The 18516-nt window shown below is 34.2% G+C and carries 18 protein-coding genes; 11 read left to right on the top strand and 7 right to left on the bottom strand.

Features of this window, described 5'->3' with window-relative positions:
* Nucleotides 1-105: 105 nt before the first annotated feature.
* The 4 genes from dapB to ACQUQZ_RS13090 all read right to left on the bottom strand — a co-directional run bounded on the left by dapB (nucleotide 106) and on the right by ACQUQZ_RS13090 (nucleotide 3472).
* Nucleotides 106-822, bottom strand: coding sequence for a 4-hydroxy-tetrahydrodipicolinate reductase (gene dapB, locus ACQUQZ_RS13105; protein WP_435355445.1), 717 nt, complete (start codon nucleotides 820-822; stop codon nucleotides 106-108).
* 27 nt (nucleotides 823-849) lie between these two features.
* On the bottom strand, nucleotides 850-1515 hold the full coding sequence (locus ACQUQZ_RS13100; protein ID WP_435355444.1) for a DUF5683 domain-containing protein: 666 nt from the start codon (nucleotides 1513-1515) through the stop codon (nucleotides 850-852).
* An 82-nt stretch (nucleotides 1516-1597) separates the two neighbouring features.
* On the bottom strand, nucleotides 1598-2533 hold the full coding sequence (locus ACQUQZ_RS13095; RefSeq protein WP_435355443.1) for a ParB/RepB/Spo0J family partition protein: 936 nt from the start codon (nucleotides 2531-2533) through the stop codon (nucleotides 1598-1600).
* Nucleotides 2534-2689: 156 nt separating this feature from the next.
* Complete coding sequence (locus ACQUQZ_RS13090) at nucleotides 2690-3472, bottom strand: ParA family protein (protein ID WP_435355442.1); 783 nt, start codon at nucleotides 3470-3472, stop codon at nucleotides 2690-2692.
* Nucleotides 3473-3758: 286 nt separating this feature from the next.
* Between ACQUQZ_RS13090 and truA the strand changes: the two genes are divergently transcribed.
* From truA to ACQUQZ_RS13075, 3 genes are read left to right on the top strand one after another with little or no spacing between them, the layout of a single operon-like run.
* On the top strand, nucleotides 3759-4490 hold the full coding sequence (gene truA / locus ACQUQZ_RS13085) for a tRNA pseudouridine(38-40) synthase TruA (RefSeq protein WP_435355441.1): 732 nt from the start codon (nucleotides 3759-3761) through the stop codon (nucleotides 4488-4490).
* A gap of 27 nt (nucleotides 4491-4517) precedes the next feature.
* Nucleotides 4518-4988: a GNAT family N-acetyltransferase gene (locus tag ACQUQZ_RS13080; RefSeq protein WP_435355440.1), complete on the top strand. Its 471-nt coding sequence runs from the start codon at nucleotides 4518-4520 to the stop codon at nucleotides 4986-4988.
* A complete protein-coding gene (locus ACQUQZ_RS13075; protein ID WP_435355439.1) occupies nucleotides 4988-5962 on the top strand; it encodes an L-threonylcarbamoyladenylate synthase in 975 nt (324 codons plus the stop codon). The genes ACQUQZ_RS13080 and ACQUQZ_RS13075 overlap by 1 nt, the downstream gene beginning before the upstream one ends.
* 31 nt (nucleotides 5963-5993) lie before the next feature.
* Here ACQUQZ_RS13075 and ACQUQZ_RS13070 read toward each other — a convergent pair whose 3' ends face one another.
* On the bottom strand, nucleotides 5994-9302 hold the full coding sequence (locus ACQUQZ_RS13070) for an OmpA family protein (RefSeq protein WP_435355438.1): 3309 nt from the start codon (nucleotides 9300-9302) through the stop codon (nucleotides 5994-5996).
* A 112-nt stretch (nucleotides 9303-9414) separates the two neighbouring features.
* On the opposite strand from ACQUQZ_RS13070, the gene ACQUQZ_RS13065 reads away from it, so the two are divergent.
* From ACQUQZ_RS13065 to ACQUQZ_RS13035, 7 genes are all read left to right on the top strand, one after another.
* On the top strand, nucleotides 9415-10056 hold the full coding sequence (locus ACQUQZ_RS13065; protein WP_435355437.1) for a WbqC family protein: 642 nt from the start codon (nucleotides 9415-9417) through the stop codon (nucleotides 10054-10056).
* A 242-nt stretch (nucleotides 10057-10298) separates the two neighbouring features.
* Entirely contained in the window at nucleotides 10299-12842 is a 2544-nt protein-coding gene (locus tag ACQUQZ_RS13060) for an ATP-dependent Clp protease ATP-binding subunit (RefSeq protein WP_435355436.1), read from the top strand.
* A 74-nt stretch (nucleotides 12843-12916) separates the two neighbouring features.
* Nucleotides 12917-13687, top strand: coding sequence for an O-methyltransferase (locus ACQUQZ_RS13055; protein ID WP_435355435.1), 771 nt, complete (start codon nucleotides 12917-12919; stop codon nucleotides 13685-13687).
* A 105-nt stretch (nucleotides 13688-13792) separates the two neighbouring features.
* Complete coding sequence (locus tag ACQUQZ_RS13050; protein ID WP_435355434.1) at nucleotides 13793-15016, top strand: SufS family cysteine desulfurase; 1224 nt, start codon at nucleotides 13793-13795, stop codon at nucleotides 15014-15016.
* Nucleotides 15017-15083: 67 nt separating this feature from the next.
* Nucleotides 15084-15500, top strand: coding sequence for a SufE family protein (locus ACQUQZ_RS13045; RefSeq protein ID WP_435355433.1), 417 nt, complete (start codon nucleotides 15084-15086; stop codon nucleotides 15498-15500).
* Between the two features lie 109 nt (nucleotides 15501-15609).
* Nucleotides 15610-15921, top strand: coding sequence for a DUF59 domain-containing protein (locus ACQUQZ_RS13040; protein WP_435355432.1), 312 nt, complete (start codon nucleotides 15610-15612; stop codon nucleotides 15919-15921).
* 116 nt (nucleotides 15922-16037) lie between these two features.
* Nucleotides 16038-16463 carry a BrxA/BrxB family bacilliredoxin gene (locus tag ACQUQZ_RS13035; RefSeq protein ID WP_435355431.1) on the top strand — a complete coding sequence of 142 codons (426 nt, stop codon included), beginning with the start codon at nucleotides 16038-16040 and terminating at the stop codon, nucleotides 16461-16463.
* Nucleotides 16464-16547: 84 nt separating this feature from the next.
* On the opposite strand, the gene ACQUQZ_RS13030 is transcribed toward ACQUQZ_RS13035, so the two are convergent.
* On the bottom strand, nucleotides 16548-17276 hold the full coding sequence (locus ACQUQZ_RS13030; protein WP_435355430.1) for a TIGR00730 family Rossman fold protein: 729 nt from the start codon (nucleotides 17274-17276) through the stop codon (nucleotides 16548-16550).
* A gap of 211 nt (nucleotides 17277-17487) precedes the next feature.
* Between ACQUQZ_RS13030 and rpiB the strand changes: the two genes are divergently transcribed.
* Entirely contained in the window at nucleotides 17488-17916 is a 429-nt protein-coding gene (gene rpiB, locus ACQUQZ_RS13025; protein ID WP_435355429.1) for a ribose 5-phosphate isomerase B, read from the top strand.
* 106 nt (nucleotides 17917-18022) lie between these two features.
* On the opposite strand, the gene ACQUQZ_RS13020 is transcribed toward rpiB, so the two are convergent.
* Complete coding sequence (locus ACQUQZ_RS13020) at nucleotides 18023-18514, bottom strand: GNAT family N-acetyltransferase (protein ID WP_435355428.1); 492 nt, start codon at nucleotides 18512-18514, stop codon at nucleotides 18023-18025.
* Nucleotides 18515-18516 lie beyond the last annotated feature (2 nt).

Raw genomic sequence — 18516 nt, 5'->3', positions numbered from 1 at the left:
GTTGTTAGCCTCTAATGATTAGCCACTACGGCTGTCCAATATTAGCTTTTAGTGATTAGCTTAAAATTTGTTGTTTTTATTAAAATGAGTTAATAGTTATTACTTTTAAAATCCCATCAAATCTTTCATTCCAAAAACACCTTTTTTACCATTGAGCCATTCAGCTGCTATCACGGCACCTAAAGCAAACCCATTACGGCTATGTGCAATGTGCGAAATTTCTATTTGATCAACTTCAGAAATATATTTCACAGTATGCGTTCCAGGAACTTTTCCTTCACGGGACGACCAAATTGGCACTTCACTTTCAGCAGCAATTTGATTGTTCACCCATTTACTTTTTTCAGTGAGGTTTTCAATAATTCCTTCTGCCAATGTAATTGCTGTACCACTTGGAGCATCTTTCTTTTCGGTATGGTGAATTTCATTGCTCGAAACTTTATATTCTTTATAAGGATTTATTAATTGAGCTAATTTTTTATTCAACTCAAAAAATAAATTTACGCCAATACTATAATTTGAAGCATAGAAAAAAGCAGCCTTATTTTCAAGACATAATTTTTCAATCTCTGTTTTATGTTGAAGCCAGCCAGTTGTACCACAAACAGTTGGAAGACCAAACTCCATGCAATACTTTAGGTTTCCATAAGCAGATTCGGGCGAACTAAATTCAATCACTACATCGGTATTATCACTATTGAGTGATAAAAGCCCGGTACGATTGTTAATATCAATTTTTGCTGAGATTTCATGTCCACGTTGTAAAGCAATTTGTTCAATGACTTTACCCATTTTTCCGTAGCCTAAAAGTGCTATTCGCATACTTTAACGTATAAATTTATTTTATTATTAAAAATTAAGCCCAATTTTTACACCAACGGCATTTCCGAAGGATGAGGACTGAATACTTGGTTCTAATTTAATTGAAATGTCGTCGTTCATATCAAATCCTTTTAAGTGAGCCGAGACATTTGCTTGCACTGCCTGTAAAGTCCAACCCAGTGCCATACCAATATATGATAAATCTCTTTGACGATGATAGGCTTTTACAGCGGGTTCAACTTGTGCTTGTGTAAATGGACCTCTACCATTGATTGTTACTTCTTTTACCCCATCAATCACGAAGTTTGCCAAATATCCTTTATAAAATTTATATTTATCGTTGTTGAATTTGATTGCGTAAATGCCACCCCCAGCAGCGGCATAGACAATTGGAATTATCCAATATTGCTTATTCGTAGCTTGCCCCCAACCAGGTAAAATTAATGAACGGAATAAAACTTTACGTGGAATATTGCCTTTTTGAGTAGAATCGCTGAATATCATTTTTTTCAAGCCAATCGCACTTTTTCGCACATTTCGTAAACCAATCTTTTTTACCGAATCAACCACCATTTTTTTATTTAGCTCCACATTTTCTAAGGCTCGGCTATTATAAACCTTTCTGAGAGAGTCTATTTTTTGTGCAAAAGTAGCAGTTGAAAAAAAGAACAATATTGCCAAAATCCTAATCATATTTTCCAAGTTTTTGGTTAATCAACGAGCGATTTTGTTATTTGATGCTTTCTAACCAAGAATTTAACTTTATTTAACCTTATTAATCAGTAACTTTGATGGCATTCAAGATTCTATCTAATTCTTCTTTTGAAGTAAATGGAATTTTTATTTCTCCTTTATGTTTTTCATCAGCCTTAACCAATACTTTTGTTCCAAAATAGCCTTGAAGTCTAAATTGTAGAGAAGAAATTTCTTGCTTGATTGAAGTTTGGCGAGTATTTTTTGTTTCTTCAGGAATCACCAAAGTCAATCTTCTCACTTCGTCTTCTACTTTTCGTACTGACCAATTTTCTTCAACAATTTTATTGAAAAGCTTTATCTGTGTTTCGTGATTATCAATATTGATTAAAGCACGAGCGTGACCCATCGAAATTTCACTATCTCTTACCGCAGCTTGAATGACATCGGGGAGTTTCAACAAACGTAAATAATTGTTGACAGTTGTACGATTTTTCCCAACTCGGTCGCCTAATTCTTCTTGTTTTAAATGAAATTCACTTAGGAGTCGGTGATAGCTTAGGGCAATCTCAATCGCATTCAAGTTTTCACGTTGAATGTTTTCGATGAGAGCCATTTCGAGCATTTGCTGGTCATTGGCAGTTCTAACATAAGCAGGAATTTTACTTAATCCTGCCAATTTAGATGCCTGTAAACGGCGTTCTCCTGAAATTAAAATATACTTTCCAGGACTCGATTCTTTAACTGTTATCGGCTGAATAATACCTAAGACCTTGATTGATTCAGCTAATTCTTGTAAAGCTTCTTGATCGAAATGCGTACGAGGTTGAAAAGGATTGGTTTCAACTGACTCAATCAATATTTCGTGCATACCACTCATCGCTTCCATTCGACGAGTGGCAGGTGTTTCTGAAGCTTTCTCAGGATTTCTTTCTGAACCTGAATCAGACAGCAATGCTCCCAGACCTCTTCCAAGCCCAGTCATATTCTTTTTTGTTGTTGCTACCTTTGTCTCCATATATTTTTTTGATGTACATAGATTCTGTTAAATCTTTGCTTAAACACCTTTAATGTAATTTCTTATAAAATAAAATGATTGTGGAATTTAGAAGTACTAAAAATGAGTAAGCAATCGAGAATAAATGTTTAAACAAAATTCTGATCACACTTTTACTCAACTATCTTGTCCAAGTTTACCATTTTTTACTAAAATCTCACGTGCAAGATTCAAATAACTGATTGCACCCTTGCTGTCAGCATCTTGAGCAAGAGCTGGAACACCATAACTTGGCGATTCAGATAAGCGAATGTTGCGAGGAATGAGGGTTTGGAAAACCATATTCCTAAAGTGTGTTGTTACTTCATGTACGACTTGGTTAGACAAACGCACTCGCAAATCATACATTGTTAGTAAAATCCCTTCAATCGTCAATGCAGGATTGAGTCTTTGTTGAATGATTTTAATGGTATTCAACAATTTTCCAAGCCCTTCCAGTGCAAAATATTCACATTGAACTGGTACAATCACAGAATCTGCAGCAGTGAGACTATTGATTACTATCAAACCCAATGAAGGCGAACAATCAATGATGATAAAATCATACATGTCTTTCACGTCCATGAGCGATTCCTTCATTTTTTCCTCACGTTTCGGCAGATTGATCATTTCGATTTCTGCACCAACAAGGTCGATGTGTGAAGGTAACAAATCAAGATTTGGAAAGTCGGTTTGGATGATAATGTCACGTGGACGTATATCATCTACCATACATTCGTAAATGCTGTTTTCAACCTCTTTAGGATTGAAACCTAAACCCGATGTGGCATTCGCCTGTGGGTCGGCATCAATTATAAGGGTACGAAATTCGAGGGCAGCCAAGCTGGCTGCTAAGTTAATGGTCGTTGTGGTTTTGCCTACACCACCTTTTTGATTGGCAATTGCTATTATTTTTCCCATTTCTTGTGGTTAGAGAAAATTACTGGCTCAAATATCCAACTTTTAATGTTAAGAAACAATTAAATGTTCCACGCTGTGGGAAAAATGTTCCACGATGTGGATAAGATTTTGAAAAAAATAATTGTGAATGTTGAGTTATGGATGTAGAATTGCGTTTAATCAATAAAAATTTAAGCGAATTTTAATTGGTGATTCTGAACGATAAAATTAACGCTACTTTTATTTGTTTGATAAATTCTCTTTACAAAATTCGTCATTCGTCGTTCGTAAATCGTAATTTTGCATTATGCGATATTTAATTGAATGTTCATATAAAGGTACTGAATTTCATGGTTGGCAAATACAACCTAATGCGATGACCGTGCAGGAGGAAATAGAAAAAGCCATATCTATCATTTTGAAACAAAAAATTGAGATTACAGGAAGTAGTCGAACTGATGCGGGTGTGCATGCTTTTCAGCAATATGCTCATATTGATATTGAGGAAGAGATTCCAAATGTAGATAAATTTGCTCATAGCATGAATGGCATATTACCAAAAGCGATTGCAATTAAGCGTATTTTACAAGTTGCAGATGATTTTCATTCAAGATTTGATGCTACCCATAGACGTTATCTTTACCGAATCGTTCAAGATAAGAACCCATTTTGGAATGAAATGGCCTATTTTATTAGAACAAATTTAGATATAGATTTGATGAATCAGGCTGGCGAAATTTTATTGAAACATATTGATTTTCAATGTTTTAGTAAAGTTAAGACTGATGTTGCTACATTTGATTGTAAGATTGAATATGCTTACTGGGAACGCCAAGAGAAGTTTTTATTGTTCCATATTAAGGCAGATAGGTTTTTACGTGGCATGGTAAGAGCAATCGTAGGAACAATGATAGAAGTAGGAGCAGGGCGAATGCAATTGTCTGATTTTGAACAGATTATTTTATCAAAAAATAGAAATAAAGCAGGAAGAGCAGTGCCGCCTGAAGGATTGACTTTGGTTGAGGTTGGGTATGATTAAATTAAAAAGCAGAATGAATAATCAAGTATGCAACTATCAATACTAAAAATAGCAACAAAAGAAGATTTAGAAGAAATCAAAAATTTGTTTCGAGAATATGCAAAATTCTTAGAAATAAGTCTTGATTTTCAAGATTTTGAAAGTGAATTAGCCAAACTTCCTGCCAAATACGCCGAGCCTGAAGGTGCTATTTTTTTAGCAAAAATTGACTCACAACCAGCGGCTTGTGTAGCTCTTTGGAAATTAGAAGAAGGTATATGTGAAATGAAAAGACTGTATGTAAAACCTGAGTTTCAAGGTTTGGGTTTAGGTAAGAAAATGACACAAACAATCATTGAAGAAGCAAAAGGAAAAGGATATAAAATAATGAAATTGGATACTTTAAAACGTTTACAGTCTGCTAATTATTTATATGCTTCATTAGGTTTTAGAGAAACACAGCCTTATAATTACAATCCTGAGTCGGATGTGGCTTATTTTGAAAAAGAATTAATTTAATGGCAGTTATAGGACAAGATATCAAACAAGCAATTAGGCTACTGGAAGCGAATGAAGTTATTGGTTTGCCAACTGAAACTGTCTATGGTTTAGCTGGAAATGCTTTTAATGCAGAGGCTGTTACGAAAATTTTTGAAGTAAAAAATCGTCCAACTTTTGATCCCTTGATTGTTCATACTTCGAGTATTGAACGCATCTCAGATTTTGTGCGTGAAATTCCCGAAAAAGCTCAACTGCTTGCCAAAAAGTTTATGCCGGGGCCATTAACTTTACTCTTGCCTAAAAAGGAAAATATTTCAGATTTAGTAACTTCGGGTTTAGAAACTGTCGCAGTAAGAATTCCTAATCATCCTTTGGCTCTTGAATTATTACAAAATTTAGATTTCCCATTAGCTGCCCCAAGTGCCAATCCATTTGGCTATATTTCACCAACTTCAGCACAACATGTTGATAATCAACTGGGTACTAAGATTAAATATATCTTGGATGGAGGAGAATGTAAGGTTGGAATTGAATCTTCGATTATTGGATTTATTGGAGATGAAATAATTGTTTATCGCAAAGGAGGCTTGGCAATTGAAGTAATAGAACAAGTGGTAGGAAAAATCAAAATACAAGAACATTCGTCTTCAAATCCACAAGCTCCAGGCATGTTAAAAAGCCATTATGCTCCAAGAACCCAATTAGTAATTCTTAATTCTCAATTCTCAACGGGTGGCATTCCACTTATCAACTCCCAATTCTCCATTGGTTTTCTTGGTTTTAGAGAGTTTCATCCAAATATACCTCGTGAGAATCAATTAATACTCTCACCCACAGGTGATTTTCGAGAAGCAGCAAAAAATCTTTTTGCCTATATGCGAGCATTAGATGTCAGAGGTTTTGAAATAATTTATACAGAAATTCTGCCAGAAATTGACTTAGGTCGTGCAATCAATGACCGAATCAGAAGAGCGGCTACACTGGAAAACTAAAACCTGTAAGGTTTTGAAAACCTTGCAGGTTTTAGTTTTCTCTTATTATAAATTCTACTCTGCGGTTTTTAATCCGATTTTCTTCTGTATCGTTTGGTGCGATTGGCTCTTCTTGCCCTTTCCCAGTAACTTTTATTCTATCTGCCGCAACACCTCTATTGAAAAGATAATTAGATACAACGGTAGCTCTAAAATGAGAAAGTGAAAGATTCAACCTTGGGTCGCCATTATTATCGGTATGACCTAAAATTTCAATTTTCATTTTTGGATTTAACTTCATTGTATTCACCAATTTGTCCAATTGAGGAAATGATTGAGGCTTAATTGTTGTACTACTTTGTTCAAAATAAAGATTACTTAGTCTGAATTTTTTACCAATACCCAAGTTTTCAAATACTTCAACCTTTACTTTAAAATCATCATCAGTAATGACAGTTGCATTATCTTGATAAGTTTTAGCTTCAGATTCTCTCTTTTCAGGAGCTTTTTTAGCAAGAACTGGCGGAGTTACAGGCTCAGGTTTCTTTTCGGCAGGCTTAGGGTCAGTAACTTTTACATCTACTTTATTTTCGGCAATTGGTTTTTCGACTATTTTAGTTTCTTCTTTTTTAGGTTCAATTTTTGGCTCTGGCTTCTTTTCAACTTCTTTTTTTACCATGAATATATCACGCTTGAAATCAGAACTTGCAGCTAAATTTGCTACGTCCAATTTCTCACCATAAAGTTCATAACCTGGAGCTTCTACTTCAATTGAATAAATTTTATCAGGATTTAGATTAACCTGAAAATCTTGACTTTCAACATTGTATTTTGATGTAATAGCTTGATTGTCAGTATCTGATACTTTTACTTTGACATTTGGTATTGGCTGTCTATTTTTTGTATCAAGTGCTTTAAAATTAAAAGTATACGCCTCTTTTCTCAATTCAACAGTTATAACGTTGTTGGCTGCATTTGCCAAATTAACCACATCTTTATAAACTTTATACCCATTAGAAATAATTTCTAATTCATAGGTTTTATCTTGAACTAAAATCGCTTTTAATCTTGTTCCTCCCGAAGCAATTGTACCACTGATCAATTCCCCTCCACTTAATAATTTGAATTCAGCAACAATTGATTTTTTACTGAGAGCATCAATAGGGGAGAAGGCAATTTCTTGGGTTGGTACTTTTTTGACTTTAAGTTTGATTGTTTTTGAATTGGTATTTTTGGGTAATACACCTCTAAATGCCAAATATCCTTCCGCTTTAATTTCTACTGAATATGATTCATCGTTTTTTAATTCAGCTAACCATTCAGAAGCAAGGGGGTTGGATGTAATGGTAATAGGTTCATTCGCCATATTAAAAACTCGAAGATTGGCATTGGGTACATTATTACCTTTATCTTCATCTAAAACCATCAATTTATAACGCTCTATGGCGTTTTTGAACATAGGTATTTCATGCTCAAATTGATTATTGGAAGCCAAAACCCGTGGATTAATGTTCTGGGTAGAATATTCATAACCTTCCGCTTCAACAGAAAGAGAATAGTTATTGCCGGGAATTAAATTAGCCGAAAAACCATTTTTTTCTGATGTTGCAACAATTGGCTGACTCGAACTTAAATCTAAAATTGATAACTTTGCACCTGAAATAAGTTGTTTTTTTTGTGCATCAGTAACCTTAAATAAGAAAGTATAAGCATCTTTCTGAAGTTCAAAAACCTTGCTTACTTCTTTGTCGGTTTTATTGGCATCATAAAGTAGATTTTCGCTGATTGTTTTATAGCCATCGGCACTGACTTCTAAAATATAAGGTTTTTGTGGATATAAATCTACCTTAAACTGTTTGTTCACATCAGCCAAGCCATTAATTGGCTCTCTTTCAGGTCGAATAACTTTGAATTGTGCTACGATAGATTTTTTGGTAAGGCCATCAACTGCCGAAAAGAAAATCGTTTGAAAAACTTTCTGCATATTGATACCAATCAATTTGCTTGTACTACGCTGCAAAGTACCTGTTTGTTTAATATAATCATTGGCAGCTACCTCAATGGAATAGTCCTTGTTTTTTTCTAGAACAATTTTCCATTCCCCTGTTTTTGGATTGAGTTTTACAGGAACTGGCAGCTTATTTTCATCGAATAATTTTACATCAGCTCCCGCAATCATTTGTTTGTCTTCTGCGTCAACAACCAAAATGACATATTCATCAATGGTACTTTCTAAATTAATTTTGTGACTAATTTTTCCTGCAGCAATATTTTCTAAATTAAGTGGTAGCTGTTTTGTTGCATAATTTGGATAACTTGCCTCCACTTGATAAATTCCTTTCTCAACAGCTTTGAATCTAATGTCAGCATCGGCGGAACCTTTGATTTCTTGGATATTATCTTTAAAGGTAATTTTGAAATTTGCAGGAATACGTTTACCTGATAATCTATCAAAGGCACCAATTGAGAAGTATGTTTCGGAAGGAAGTTTGATGACATATTCTTTTTGTGTGGTGGCTTTCAAATCAATTTTTAAAGTGGTATAGCCTTCGTTTGAGATAGTAGCAACATATCTTTTGGCAGGATTAAATTCAACAACGGCTTCGCCTTCAGGTAAAAGATTATCAATAATTGTTTGATTATCGGTTGTGTTGATGATGTTTAAATTCGCACCTTTGAGTAATTTGCCTGTATCTTCGCCAATGATGGTAATTTTTACTCCATTACCAGGCTTTTCTAATCTTATTTCTTTATTGTAAGAGCGAGCTGGATCTCCAACTTCAAAAGTGTAGCTCTCTTTTTTTGGAGTATGCGTGCCAGAAGTCACTTCAACTTGGTAGAGGTCAGCTTTTATAATAACTAATCTATAAAAAGGAGTTTCTTTCGTTGTTTTGCCAGAGTAAACTTTATCATTAGCAGTAATTTTAAATGATGCCTCAACCAAATCACCTGAAATATCATCAACTGCCTTTAAAATTAAAGAGGCTGATGGTTGTGGTTCCATATCAATTACTACATTAAACCCTTCTTTGTCTTGGTCAGCGGCAATTACTTGTAATTTCTCTTTGGTATGATACCCTTCCAGTTCTGCAATAATTTTGTACGATTCACCACTTTTGACGATAACTGTAAAGCGACCATCAGTTTCTTTCAAAGGAATCACATTGCCACCATTGACTGATAATACAGTAAATTTTGGTCTAAGTTGTATGTTAGAGCGTTTGTCTTTAGCTGATAAACTTAATGGAATATCAGCAAAAACCTTACTTGTTTTTTTATTATTATTTGGAAAAAGATTAGCAGCGAATGTGAAATTCACCGAGCAAATAAGAATAGTAAGAAATGTAAAAAATCTCGTCATGCGTTTTGAGAAAGTGTATGCTTGTGTTACAAATTTCAGAAAAAATCCATACATTCTAACGGTTTTATTGAAATGAATTGTATAATTTTTTATAAATGCTTTTTTTTGCTAAATGAAAACACCTGATACTCAACATATTCTAATTGATTTGCAATATTTGCCCAGTCTCGAATTTTTTACTTGTGTATTAAATTTTGATGAGATTGTGCTTGAAAGCAACGAATACTTTGCCAAACAATCTTATAGAAATAGATGCTATTTGAAAGGCTCCAATAAAGTTGAAATGCTAACGATTCCTGTTATCGATGGGAATAAAAAGATTTTGATGAAAGATGTTGAAATTGATTACAGCCAAAGATGGGAAACCATTCATTGGCGAACAATGAATGCTGCTTATGGGAAATCACCATTTTTCGAATATTTTGCTGATTATTTTCAAGCAGTTTATGACAAGAAACCTAAATTTTTATGGGACCTAAATTATAGTTTTCTGACAATTTGTCTGAAACTCTTAAAGGTTGACAAGACAATTAGGCAGACTGATTTTTATCAAAAAGAAGTAAATGAGGGCGTTTTTGATGCTCGTTCGCTCATAAATGCAAAAAAAGACTATAAAAGCAATGATTTTTATCAAGCAGTAGCTTATCAGCAAAATTTTGGCAATGATTTTGTACCAAACTTGTCAATTATTGATTTACTTTTTTGTCGTGGCAATCAATCTTTAGAAATATTAAAAAAATCTTCTACGATTTGAACACACTTTATCAATAATCCGTTATATTGCAGTATGTAAAGATGAATTATGAAAGTAGGATTTAGAATTAAGAATGATTATTTAAAAAAACTAACATTCTATTCGTAATAAGTACATTATTTTGTAATTTCATTTAAAACATTTTTGATTGTAAAAATATTCTGAATTGTAGAATATGAAGTATGATATCACAGCGGTAAATAATTCTTCATTACTACATTCTTCATTCTACATTAAAATAAATGGAGCCTAAATTTTCACAAAAAGTAAAAGAAATCATCACCCTAGCCCGTGAAGAAGCACTTCGGCTTGGACATGATTATATCGGAACCGAACATTTGATTTTGGGGATGATTCGTGATGGCGAAGGCATGGCATTGAATCTACTGAGAGACTCAGGCGTTCAATTGGACGAGCTACGTATCACAATTGAGCAGGCTACCAAAGGTACTGCCACTAATAATATTAAGAATCTGGCCAATATTCCATTGACCCGACAGTCTGAAAAAGTATTAAAAATTACGCATTTGGAGGCTAAAATCTTCAAATCATTAACAATAGGTACTGAGCATCTTCTCCTTGCTATTTTGCGAGACGGCGATAACCTCGGAGGACAAATTTTACAAAAATTCCGCCTTAATTACGAACAAACTAAAGAGATGCTTGAGTATCAACTGACTGGTCAGAAACCCGTCATGGAGCGTCCCGAAACTGACGACGACGATGAGCGTATTTTCGGTGGAGGCACTGGCGGATACAGTTCTCAGCAGAGAGCCGACCAAAAAAATCCTGAAAAATCTAAAACTCCTGTTTTAGATAATTTCGGTAGAGATTTGACCAAATTTGCCGAAGCAGGCAAATTAGACCCGATTGTTGGACGTGAAAAAGAAATTGAGCGTGTAGCCCAAATTCTTTCAAGACGTAAGAAAAACAACCCAATTTTAATTGGTGAGCCAGGTGTGGGTAAAACAGCCATCGCTGAAGGTTTAGCTTTGAGAATTGTGCAGAAAAAAGTTTCAAGAATTTTATTCGGAAAACGTGTGGTAACGCTTGATTTAGCTTCTTTGGTTGCTGGTACAAAATACCGTGGTCAATTTGAAGAGCGAATGAAAGCGGTGATGAATGAATTAGAAAAATCACCTGATGTGATTTTATTTATTGATGAAATTCATACGATTGTTGGTGCTGGTGGAGCAAGTGGCTCATTAGATGCGTCAAATATGTTTAAACCAGCTTTGGCTCGTGGAGATATCCAATGTATTGGTGCCACAACTTTAGATGAATACCGCCAGTATATTGAAAAAGATGGAGCTTTGGCTCGTCGTTTTCAAATGGTAATGGTTGAAGCAACTTCAATTGATGAAACCATTGAGATTTTGAATAATATTAAAGATAAATATGAAGATCACCACCACGTAAGCTATACACCAGAAGCTTTAGAAGCGGCTGTGAAATTATCAGAAAGATATATCACCGACCGATATTTACCTGATAAAGCTATTGATGTATTAGATGAAGTTGGTGCAAGAGTTCACATCAATAATATTTCAGTTCCTCCAGATATTATTTTCTTAGAAGAGCAAGTTGAGTTAATCAAAAAAGAAAAAAATTCTGTTGTCAAAAGCCAACGTTACGAAGAAGCAGCTCAACTACGTGATCGTGAGAAAAAATTATTGGAGCAACTTGATCGTGCAAAAAATGCGTGGGAAGAAGAAGCTAAAACCAAGCGTTATAGTGTAACAGAAGATAACGTAGGTGATGTGGTTGCGATGATGACAGGTATTCCTGTGAAGCGTGTGAACATGAATGAAGGAGAGAAAATCCTTAATATGGGAGATGCACTTCGTGGAAGAATTGTTGGACAAGACCCTGCCGTTGAGAAGTTAGTGAAGTCAATTCAACGTACACGTGTTGGTTTGAAAGACCCTAAGAAACCAATCGGTTCGTTTATATTCTTAGGGCCAACTGGTGTTGGAAAAACTGAATTAGCCAAAACTCTTGCAACTTACTTATTTGACAAAGAAGATGCCCTCATCAGAATTGACATGAGTGAGTACATGGAGAAATTTAGTATCTCTCGCTTAGTGGGAGCCCCTCCAGGATATGTTGGTTATGAAGAAGGTGGACAATTAACAGAAAAAATTCGTAGAAAACCTTATTCAGTTGTTTTGCTTGACGAAATCGAAAAAGCACACCCTGATGTTTATAATATATTGTTACAAGTATTAGACGATGGCGTTTTGACTGATAGTCTGGGTCGTCGAGTTGATTTCCGTAATACAATTATTATTATGACCTCAAATATTGGTGTTCGTGATTTGAAGGATTTCGGAACTGGTATTGGGTTTGCAACAAAATCACGTACTGATAATCAAGATGAAATGGTTAAAAGTACGATTCAAAATGCTTTGAAGAAAACTTTTTCACCCGAGTTCTTGAATCGTTTGGATGATGTGATTGTCTTCAATTCATTGACTCGTGATGATATTCATAAAATCATTGATATTGCTTTAGGTCGTTTGATTGCTCGTATTACAAACATTGGTTATAAAATTGAATTGACAGATAAAGCAAAAGATTTCTTGTCTGAAAAAGGGTATGACCAACAATATGGAGCAAGACCTTTGAACCGTGCGATTCAGAAATATGTAGAGGATCCACTTGCTGAAGAAATCTTGAAAGGGGATGTGCAAGAAGGAGATACAATTTTAGTAGATTTCAGTGGGGAAGGTGAATCTTTGACTTTCGGAAGAACGAAAAAAGAGGAAACGATTCAAAATGATTAATAGAATAAGATTTTATCTAATAAATCTTATAAAAAGCACGACAATCTGTCGTGCTTTTTTGCTATTTTTGTAACATGATTTATGACTACATAAAATATCTTTTCAGAGCCAAAGACGAGTATTCGCTGCATTCTCCATTTTTGTTTGAGTTTTATACTAAAATTATAAAAGACAAAAATCATTCGAATAGCTTTCAAGAAATAGAAGATTTACGGAAACAGTTATTGAAAGATGAAAGAATTATTTCAATAACAGATTTTGGAGCGGGTTCAAAATTAAATTTATCTAATCAAAGAAAGATAAAAGATATTGCCAAAAATTCTCAAAAATCTCCTAAACTTGGACAGCTGTTTCATCGAATTATTGGACTTTATCAATATAAGAACATCTTTGATTTAGGGACTTCTTTTGGGCTAACGACAGCTTATTTGTCATCTCAAGTAGTTGATAGTCAAATAACTAGCTTTGAAGGTTGCCCCGAAACTGCTAAAATAGCTCAAGAAAACTTTACCAAACTTTCATTAAAAAATATTAATATTATTGTCGGAAATATTGATGAAACATTGACTCAAAAATTGAATGAAATTCCAAGTTTAGACTTTGTTTTTTTTGACGCTAATCATCGGTATGAACCAACAGTTAGGTATTTTGAGCAATGTTTAGAAAAAGCTCATGAAGGTAGCTGCTTTATTTTTGATGATATTTATTGGTCGGATGAAATGAAACAAGCTTGGCAATATATCAAAAATCATTCTTCTGTCACGGTCTCATTAGATTTATTTTGGGTGGGGATAGTTTTCTTCAATAAAAAGCAAACGAAACAAGATTTTGTCTTGAAACTTTGAGTTACCATAGAACTGATTTCGAAATTCGTTCTACTAATTTAGAATATTTCTAAACTAAATCGTTTGAATGTTTGTTGTTTTTGTAATCGAAAGAAAAAATAAAATATGTCAATTTTAGATATAAATAAAATACGTCAAGATTTTCCAATTCTTGATGAGCAAATAAACGGCAAAGCTTTAGTTTATTTTGATAATGCTGCAACCACTCAAAAACCAGTTCAAGTTTTAGATGCCTTGGCCAATTATTATGGTCATTATAATGCAAATATTCATAGAGGTATTCATTTTTTAGCTGAAAAAGCTACCTCTGCTTTTGAAGCCTCTCGAAAAACAATTCAGAACTTTTTGAATGCAGAACATTTAGAAGAAATCATTTTTACTTATGGTACTACTGATGGTATCAACTTAGTTTCTCAGACCTATGGAAGAAAGTTTTTGAAAGAAGGAGATGAAATTATTATCAGTACACTCGAACACCATTCTAATATTGTACCTTGGCAAATGCTTTGTGAGCAGAATGGATGCGTTTTGAGAGTCATACCAATTGATGATAATGGCGATTTACTTTTGGAAGAATATGAAAAAATGCTTTCTGAAAAAACTAAATTTGTATCAGTTGTACATGTTTCCAATGCTTTGGGAACTATCAATGATGTGAAATTTATTGTTGAAAAAGCTCATGCTGTAGGAGCCAAAGTATTGATTGATGGAGCTCAAGCAAGTTCACATATTGATATTGATGTGCAAGATTTAGACGTAGATTTCTATGTTTTTTCTGCTCATAAAATTTATGGCCCAACTGGAATGGGCGTGCTTTATGGGAAAAAAGACCTCCTTAATGCTATGCCTCCCTATCGTGGAGGTGGAGAAATGATTAAAGAAGTTACTTTCGAGAAAACAACTTATAATGATTTACCATACAAGTTTGAAGCTGGAACGCCAAATATTGCTGATGTAGTAGCCGTGAAATTTGCCATCGATTATATCAATAATTTAGGTAAGAAAAATATCGCAAATTATGAAAATGATTTGCTTATCTATGCTACTGAACAGTTATCAGAAATTGATGGTTTAAGAATAATTGGTCAAGCAAAAAAGAAAGTTTCTGTACTTTCATTTGTTTTAGATGGCATTCATCCACAAGATGTTGGTGTAATTTTAGATCAGCAAGGTATCGCTGTTCGGACAGGACATCATTGTACACAACCTTTGATGAATCGTTTTAAAATCCCCGGAACTTCAAGAGCCTCTTTTGCTGTTTATAACACAACCGAGGAAATTGATAAATTAGTGATAGGAATTCATAAGGTTAAGAAAATGGTACTTTAAAATTGTTTAAAGTTATTTCACTATTAAGTAATTTTAAATAAATCGAGAATTGAACAGAAGAATATAAATGACAATAAACGAAATACAAGACGAAATCATTGAGGAGTTTGATTTGTTTGATGATTGGGAAGGAAAATACGAGTACATCATAGATTTAGGTAAAAAACTGCCAAAATTAGCTGATGAATTTAAAACTGAAGAAAATATCATCAAAGGTTGTCAATCAACAGTTTGGCTACATGCTTTTATAAATGAAGGTAAACTCCATTTTGAAGCAGATTCTGAGGCAATTATTGTGAAAGGTTTGGTGAGTATGTTGGTAAAAGTGCTAACAAACCATACGCCACAAGAAATAATGAATGCTGACTTATATTTTATAGAAAAAGTAGGTTTAGCAAGCCATTTAGCCCAAACACGCTCAAATGGATTAGCATCAATGGTCAAACAAATGAAGGCTTATGCAGTCGCGTATCAAGCAATATAAACTTTAATAATAACCAAATAGAAAAGATTTACTAAAAGAAAGAAAATCCTTTATAACCAAGGTAATCATTCTTACTAATCTGTTAAATCTTTTTAATCTTAATATAAAAATGACTGATCAAGAATTAAAAGATAAAGTAATTGAAGCCATAAAGCAAGTTTATGACCCTGAGATTCCTGTAGATGTATATGAATTAGGCTTAATATATGACATCAAGGTTTTTCCAGTAAATAATATTTATGTTTTGATGACGCTAACTTCTCCATCTTGTCCATCGGCTGAGTCGATTCCTGTGGAAGTGGAGCAGAAAATTCGTGAGATTGAAGGTGTCAGTGATGTGAGCGTAGAACTTACATTCGACCCACCTTATGCAACTGATATGATGTCGGAAGTTGCCAAACTTGAACTTGGTTTTATGTAAAAAACAAGCCAACCCACGAAGGGAATAAAAAATAAAAATAAATGTTGAGCTTCCCCTACAACATTTTAAACTAACAAAAAAAGCTCCCCTTTAGGGGCAGGGGGGCGATTTATACTATGTATCCTCCTCATTTAGTAGCACCCATGAAAGCTGATTTAGTTAATGTAGGCTTTCAAGAATTACTGACTCCGTCAGATGTAGATAATTTTATTAGCAATCAACAAGGAACTTCTTTGGTGGTTATTAATTCTGTTTGTGGATGTGCGGCAGGTACTTGTCGTCCAGGTGTGAAGTTAGCTTTACAACGTTCAGAAGCAAAACCTGATAGCTTAGTAACAGTTTTTGCAGGTGTTGATACTGACGCTGTTCAGCAAATGCGTACTTATATTCCTTTTCCACCTTCATCACCAGCAATTGCGATTTTTAAAGATGGAGAAATTGCTCATTTTATCGAAAGACACCATATCGAAGGTCGCTCGGCTGAAATGATTGCTTCACATTTAGTTGCTGTTTTGGAAGAAATCGTTGGAGAGGAAGCTTGATTTTAGTTCTGAGTTCTGAATTATGAGTTCTGAGTTTTTTTACTCAGTTTTAACTCAGAATTCAGAACTCTAAACTCAGCACTCTTAAAAGTTTGGCTTCAAAAGATATTTGCCGTAGAATTCATCGATGATTTTTACAACGTCCTCAGCTGTATCAACCAATTTGATGAGGTTCATGTCTTCTGGATTAATGTTATTCTCCTTTTCGCACATCGTTTTCATTATCCAGTCAAGTAGGCCTGACCAATACTCACTTCCAACCATAATGATTGGAAAACGAGCGATTTTTTTGGTTTGAATCAATGTTAATGCTTCAAAAAGTTCATCTAAAGTGCCAAAACCACCTGGCATAATGACAAACCCTTGTGAATATTTCATAAAGCAAACTTTTCGAGCAAAAAAGTAGTCGAAATTGATGCTTTTATCAGGGTCAACAAATCTATTTGGGACTTGTTCAAAAGGTAATTTTATATTTAAACCAACTGATTTTCCCCCATTTTCTCTTGCTCCTTTATTACCAGCTTCCATGACACCAGGGCCACCGCCTGTGATAACTCCATAGCCCTTTTCTACCAATTTGGCTGCAATACTTTCCGAAAGTAAATAGTATTTGTGGTCAGGTTTTGTTCTTGCAGAACCGTAAATAGTGACACAAGGCCCGATTTTTGCCAATCGGTCGAAACCTTCGACAAATTCAGAAACTGTTTTTAATATTTGCCAAGAGTCTTGACTTTGGATTTCATTCCAACCTTTTTCTATAAATGCTTCTCGAATTAATTCTTCTTCATTTAGCTCAATTTCTTTTTCAATCATAATCTTATTTTTGTCGTACAAAATTTTTAGGTGTTGAAGATATATCTAATTTGGATAAAAAAACAATTCTTATTTGAATATTAAGAAGAATTGGATATTGAAAACGTATATTTGCAAAAAAAAGTTTAAAATCACAAATAATGATTCTTTCTTATCTAATTCACTCCAAATATAGGAAAGTAATTAAACAAAAATAGGAGTAACAAATTTTATGAAAGTTGCAATTGCAGGAGACCATGCAGGTTTTGAGTACAAAAAAATTGTTCTTCGTTGGCTTCAAGAACAAAATTATGAAACCGCAGATTATGGCCCATATTTGCCCGATTCAATGGATTATCCAGATACTGCACATCCATTGGCCAGTGCAGTTGAAAGTGGACAATATGAATTTGGAATTTTGATTTGCGGAAGTGGAAATGGGGTTTGTATGACTGCCAATCATCACCAAGGGATTCGTGCAGGATTAGCTTGGAATGTTGAAGTTGCGGAATTAATTCGCCAACACAATAATGCTAATGTTATTTGTTTACCTGCTCGCTTTATAGATATTGATTTGGCATTAGCTTGTGTAAAAACGTTCTTATCAACACCGTTTGAAGGTGGAAGGCACGCTCGTAGAGCTGATAAGATTGCTTGTTAAAAAATGAGTAGATTATCTAAAAAAGCCTTGAAATAAGTCAAATTTGATACATTTCAAGGCTTTTTTTATTGGAATATTTTCAAAATAAATTGTAAATTAAAAAATATCAAGCAAGCCATTGGTACATCACAAAAGCATCTACAAACCCTAATTTTTGATGTTGAAAAGCTTTTGGTAAACGTCCGATGATTTCAAAACCACATTTTTGCCAAACTCTTACCGCAACTGTGTTAGTACTTATAACTATATTAAACTGCATTGCCTTAAAACCTAAATTCCGTGCTTCTTCTAATGAAAGTCGACACATTTGTTCAGCAATTCCTTTTCCTCGATGTGAGGGATGAACCAAATATCCCGCATTGGCCACATGCGAGCCTAAATCAGGTTGGTTTTGTTTGATATACATTGTCCCAACAATTGTTCCGTTTAATTCTGCTACATAAGCCAATTTATCATCCGCTGCCCAGTAAGTAAGCATTTTTTCTTTTGTTGAATCAGGACTAAAAACTAAAGTATCTCCTTCGATGATTATTTGATGAATAATTTCCCAAATAGCATCGCCGTCAGTTTCAATATTAAATTTTCTTATATCAATCATGT

This window comes from Emticicia sp. SJ17W-69 (genome assembly GCF_051209875.1).
Lineage (GTDB): Bacteria > Bacteroidota > Bacteroidia > Cytophagales > Spirosomataceae > Emticicia.
This window is presented reverse-complemented; position numbering and strand designations above follow the sequence as displayed.

Excerpts from the sequence above, each read along its gene's own strand:
- dapB (WP_435355445.1), bottom strand. The coding sequence starts at position 822 with ATGCGAATAGCACTTTTAGGCTACGGAAAAATGGGTAAAGTCATTGAA.
- ACQUQZ_RS13100 (WP_435355444.1), bottom strand. The coding sequence starts at position 1,515 with ATGATTAGGATTTTGGCAATATTGTTCTTTTTTTCAACTGCTACTTTT.
- ACQUQZ_RS13095 (WP_435355443.1), bottom strand. The coding sequence starts at position 2,533 with ATGGAGACAAAGGTAGCAACAACAAAAAAGAATATGACTGGGCTTGGA.
- ACQUQZ_RS13090 (WP_435355442.1), bottom strand. The coding sequence starts at position 3,472 with ATGGGAAAAATAATAGCAATTGCCAATCAAAAAGGTGGTGTAGGCAAA.
- truA (WP_435355441.1), top strand. The coding sequence starts at position 3,759 with ATGCGATATTTAATTGAATGTTCATATAAAGGTACTGAATTTCATGGT.
- ACQUQZ_RS13080 (WP_435355440.1), top strand. The coding sequence starts at position 4,518 with ATGCAACTATCAATACTAAAAATAGCAACAAAAGAAGATTTAGAAGAA.
- ACQUQZ_RS13075 (WP_435355439.1), top strand. The coding sequence starts at position 4,988 with ATGGCAGTTATAGGACAAGATATCAAACAAGCAATTAGGCTACTGGAA.
- ACQUQZ_RS13070 (WP_435355438.1), bottom strand. The coding sequence starts at position 9,302 with ATGACGAGATTTTTTACATTTCTTACTATTCTTATTTGCTCGGTGAAT.
- ACQUQZ_RS13065 (WP_435355437.1), top strand. The coding sequence starts at position 9,415 with ATGAAAACACCTGATACTCAACATATTCTAATTGATTTGCAATATTTG.
- ACQUQZ_RS13060 (WP_435355436.1), top strand. The coding sequence starts at position 10,299 with ATGGAGCCTAAATTTTCACAAAAAGTAAAAGAAATCATCACCCTAGCC.
- ACQUQZ_RS13055 (WP_435355435.1), top strand. The coding sequence starts at position 12,917 with ATGATTTATGACTACATAAAATATCTTTTCAGAGCCAAAGACGAGTAT.
- ACQUQZ_RS13050 (WP_435355434.1), top strand. The coding sequence starts at position 13,793 with ATGTCAATTTTAGATATAAATAAAATACGTCAAGATTTTCCAATTCTT.
- ACQUQZ_RS13045 (WP_435355433.1), top strand. The coding sequence starts at position 15,084 with ATGACAATAAACGAAATACAAGACGAAATCATTGAGGAGTTTGATTTG.
- ACQUQZ_RS13040 (WP_435355432.1), top strand. The coding sequence starts at position 15,610 with ATGACTGATCAAGAATTAAAAGATAAAGTAATTGAAGCCATAAAGCAA.
- ACQUQZ_RS13035 (WP_435355431.1), top strand. The coding sequence starts at position 16,038 with ATGTATCCTCCTCATTTAGTAGCACCCATGAAAGCTGATTTAGTTAAT.
- ACQUQZ_RS13030 (WP_435355430.1), bottom strand. The coding sequence starts at position 17,276 with ATGATTGAAAAAGAAATTGAGCTAAATGAAGAAGAATTAATTCGAGAA.
- rpiB (WP_435355429.1), top strand. The coding sequence starts at position 17,488 with ATGAAAGTTGCAATTGCAGGAGACCATGCAGGTTTTGAGTACAAAAAA.
- ACQUQZ_RS13020 (WP_435355428.1), bottom strand. The coding sequence starts at position 18,514 with ATGATTGATATAAGAAAATTTAATATTGAAACTGACGGCGATGCTATT.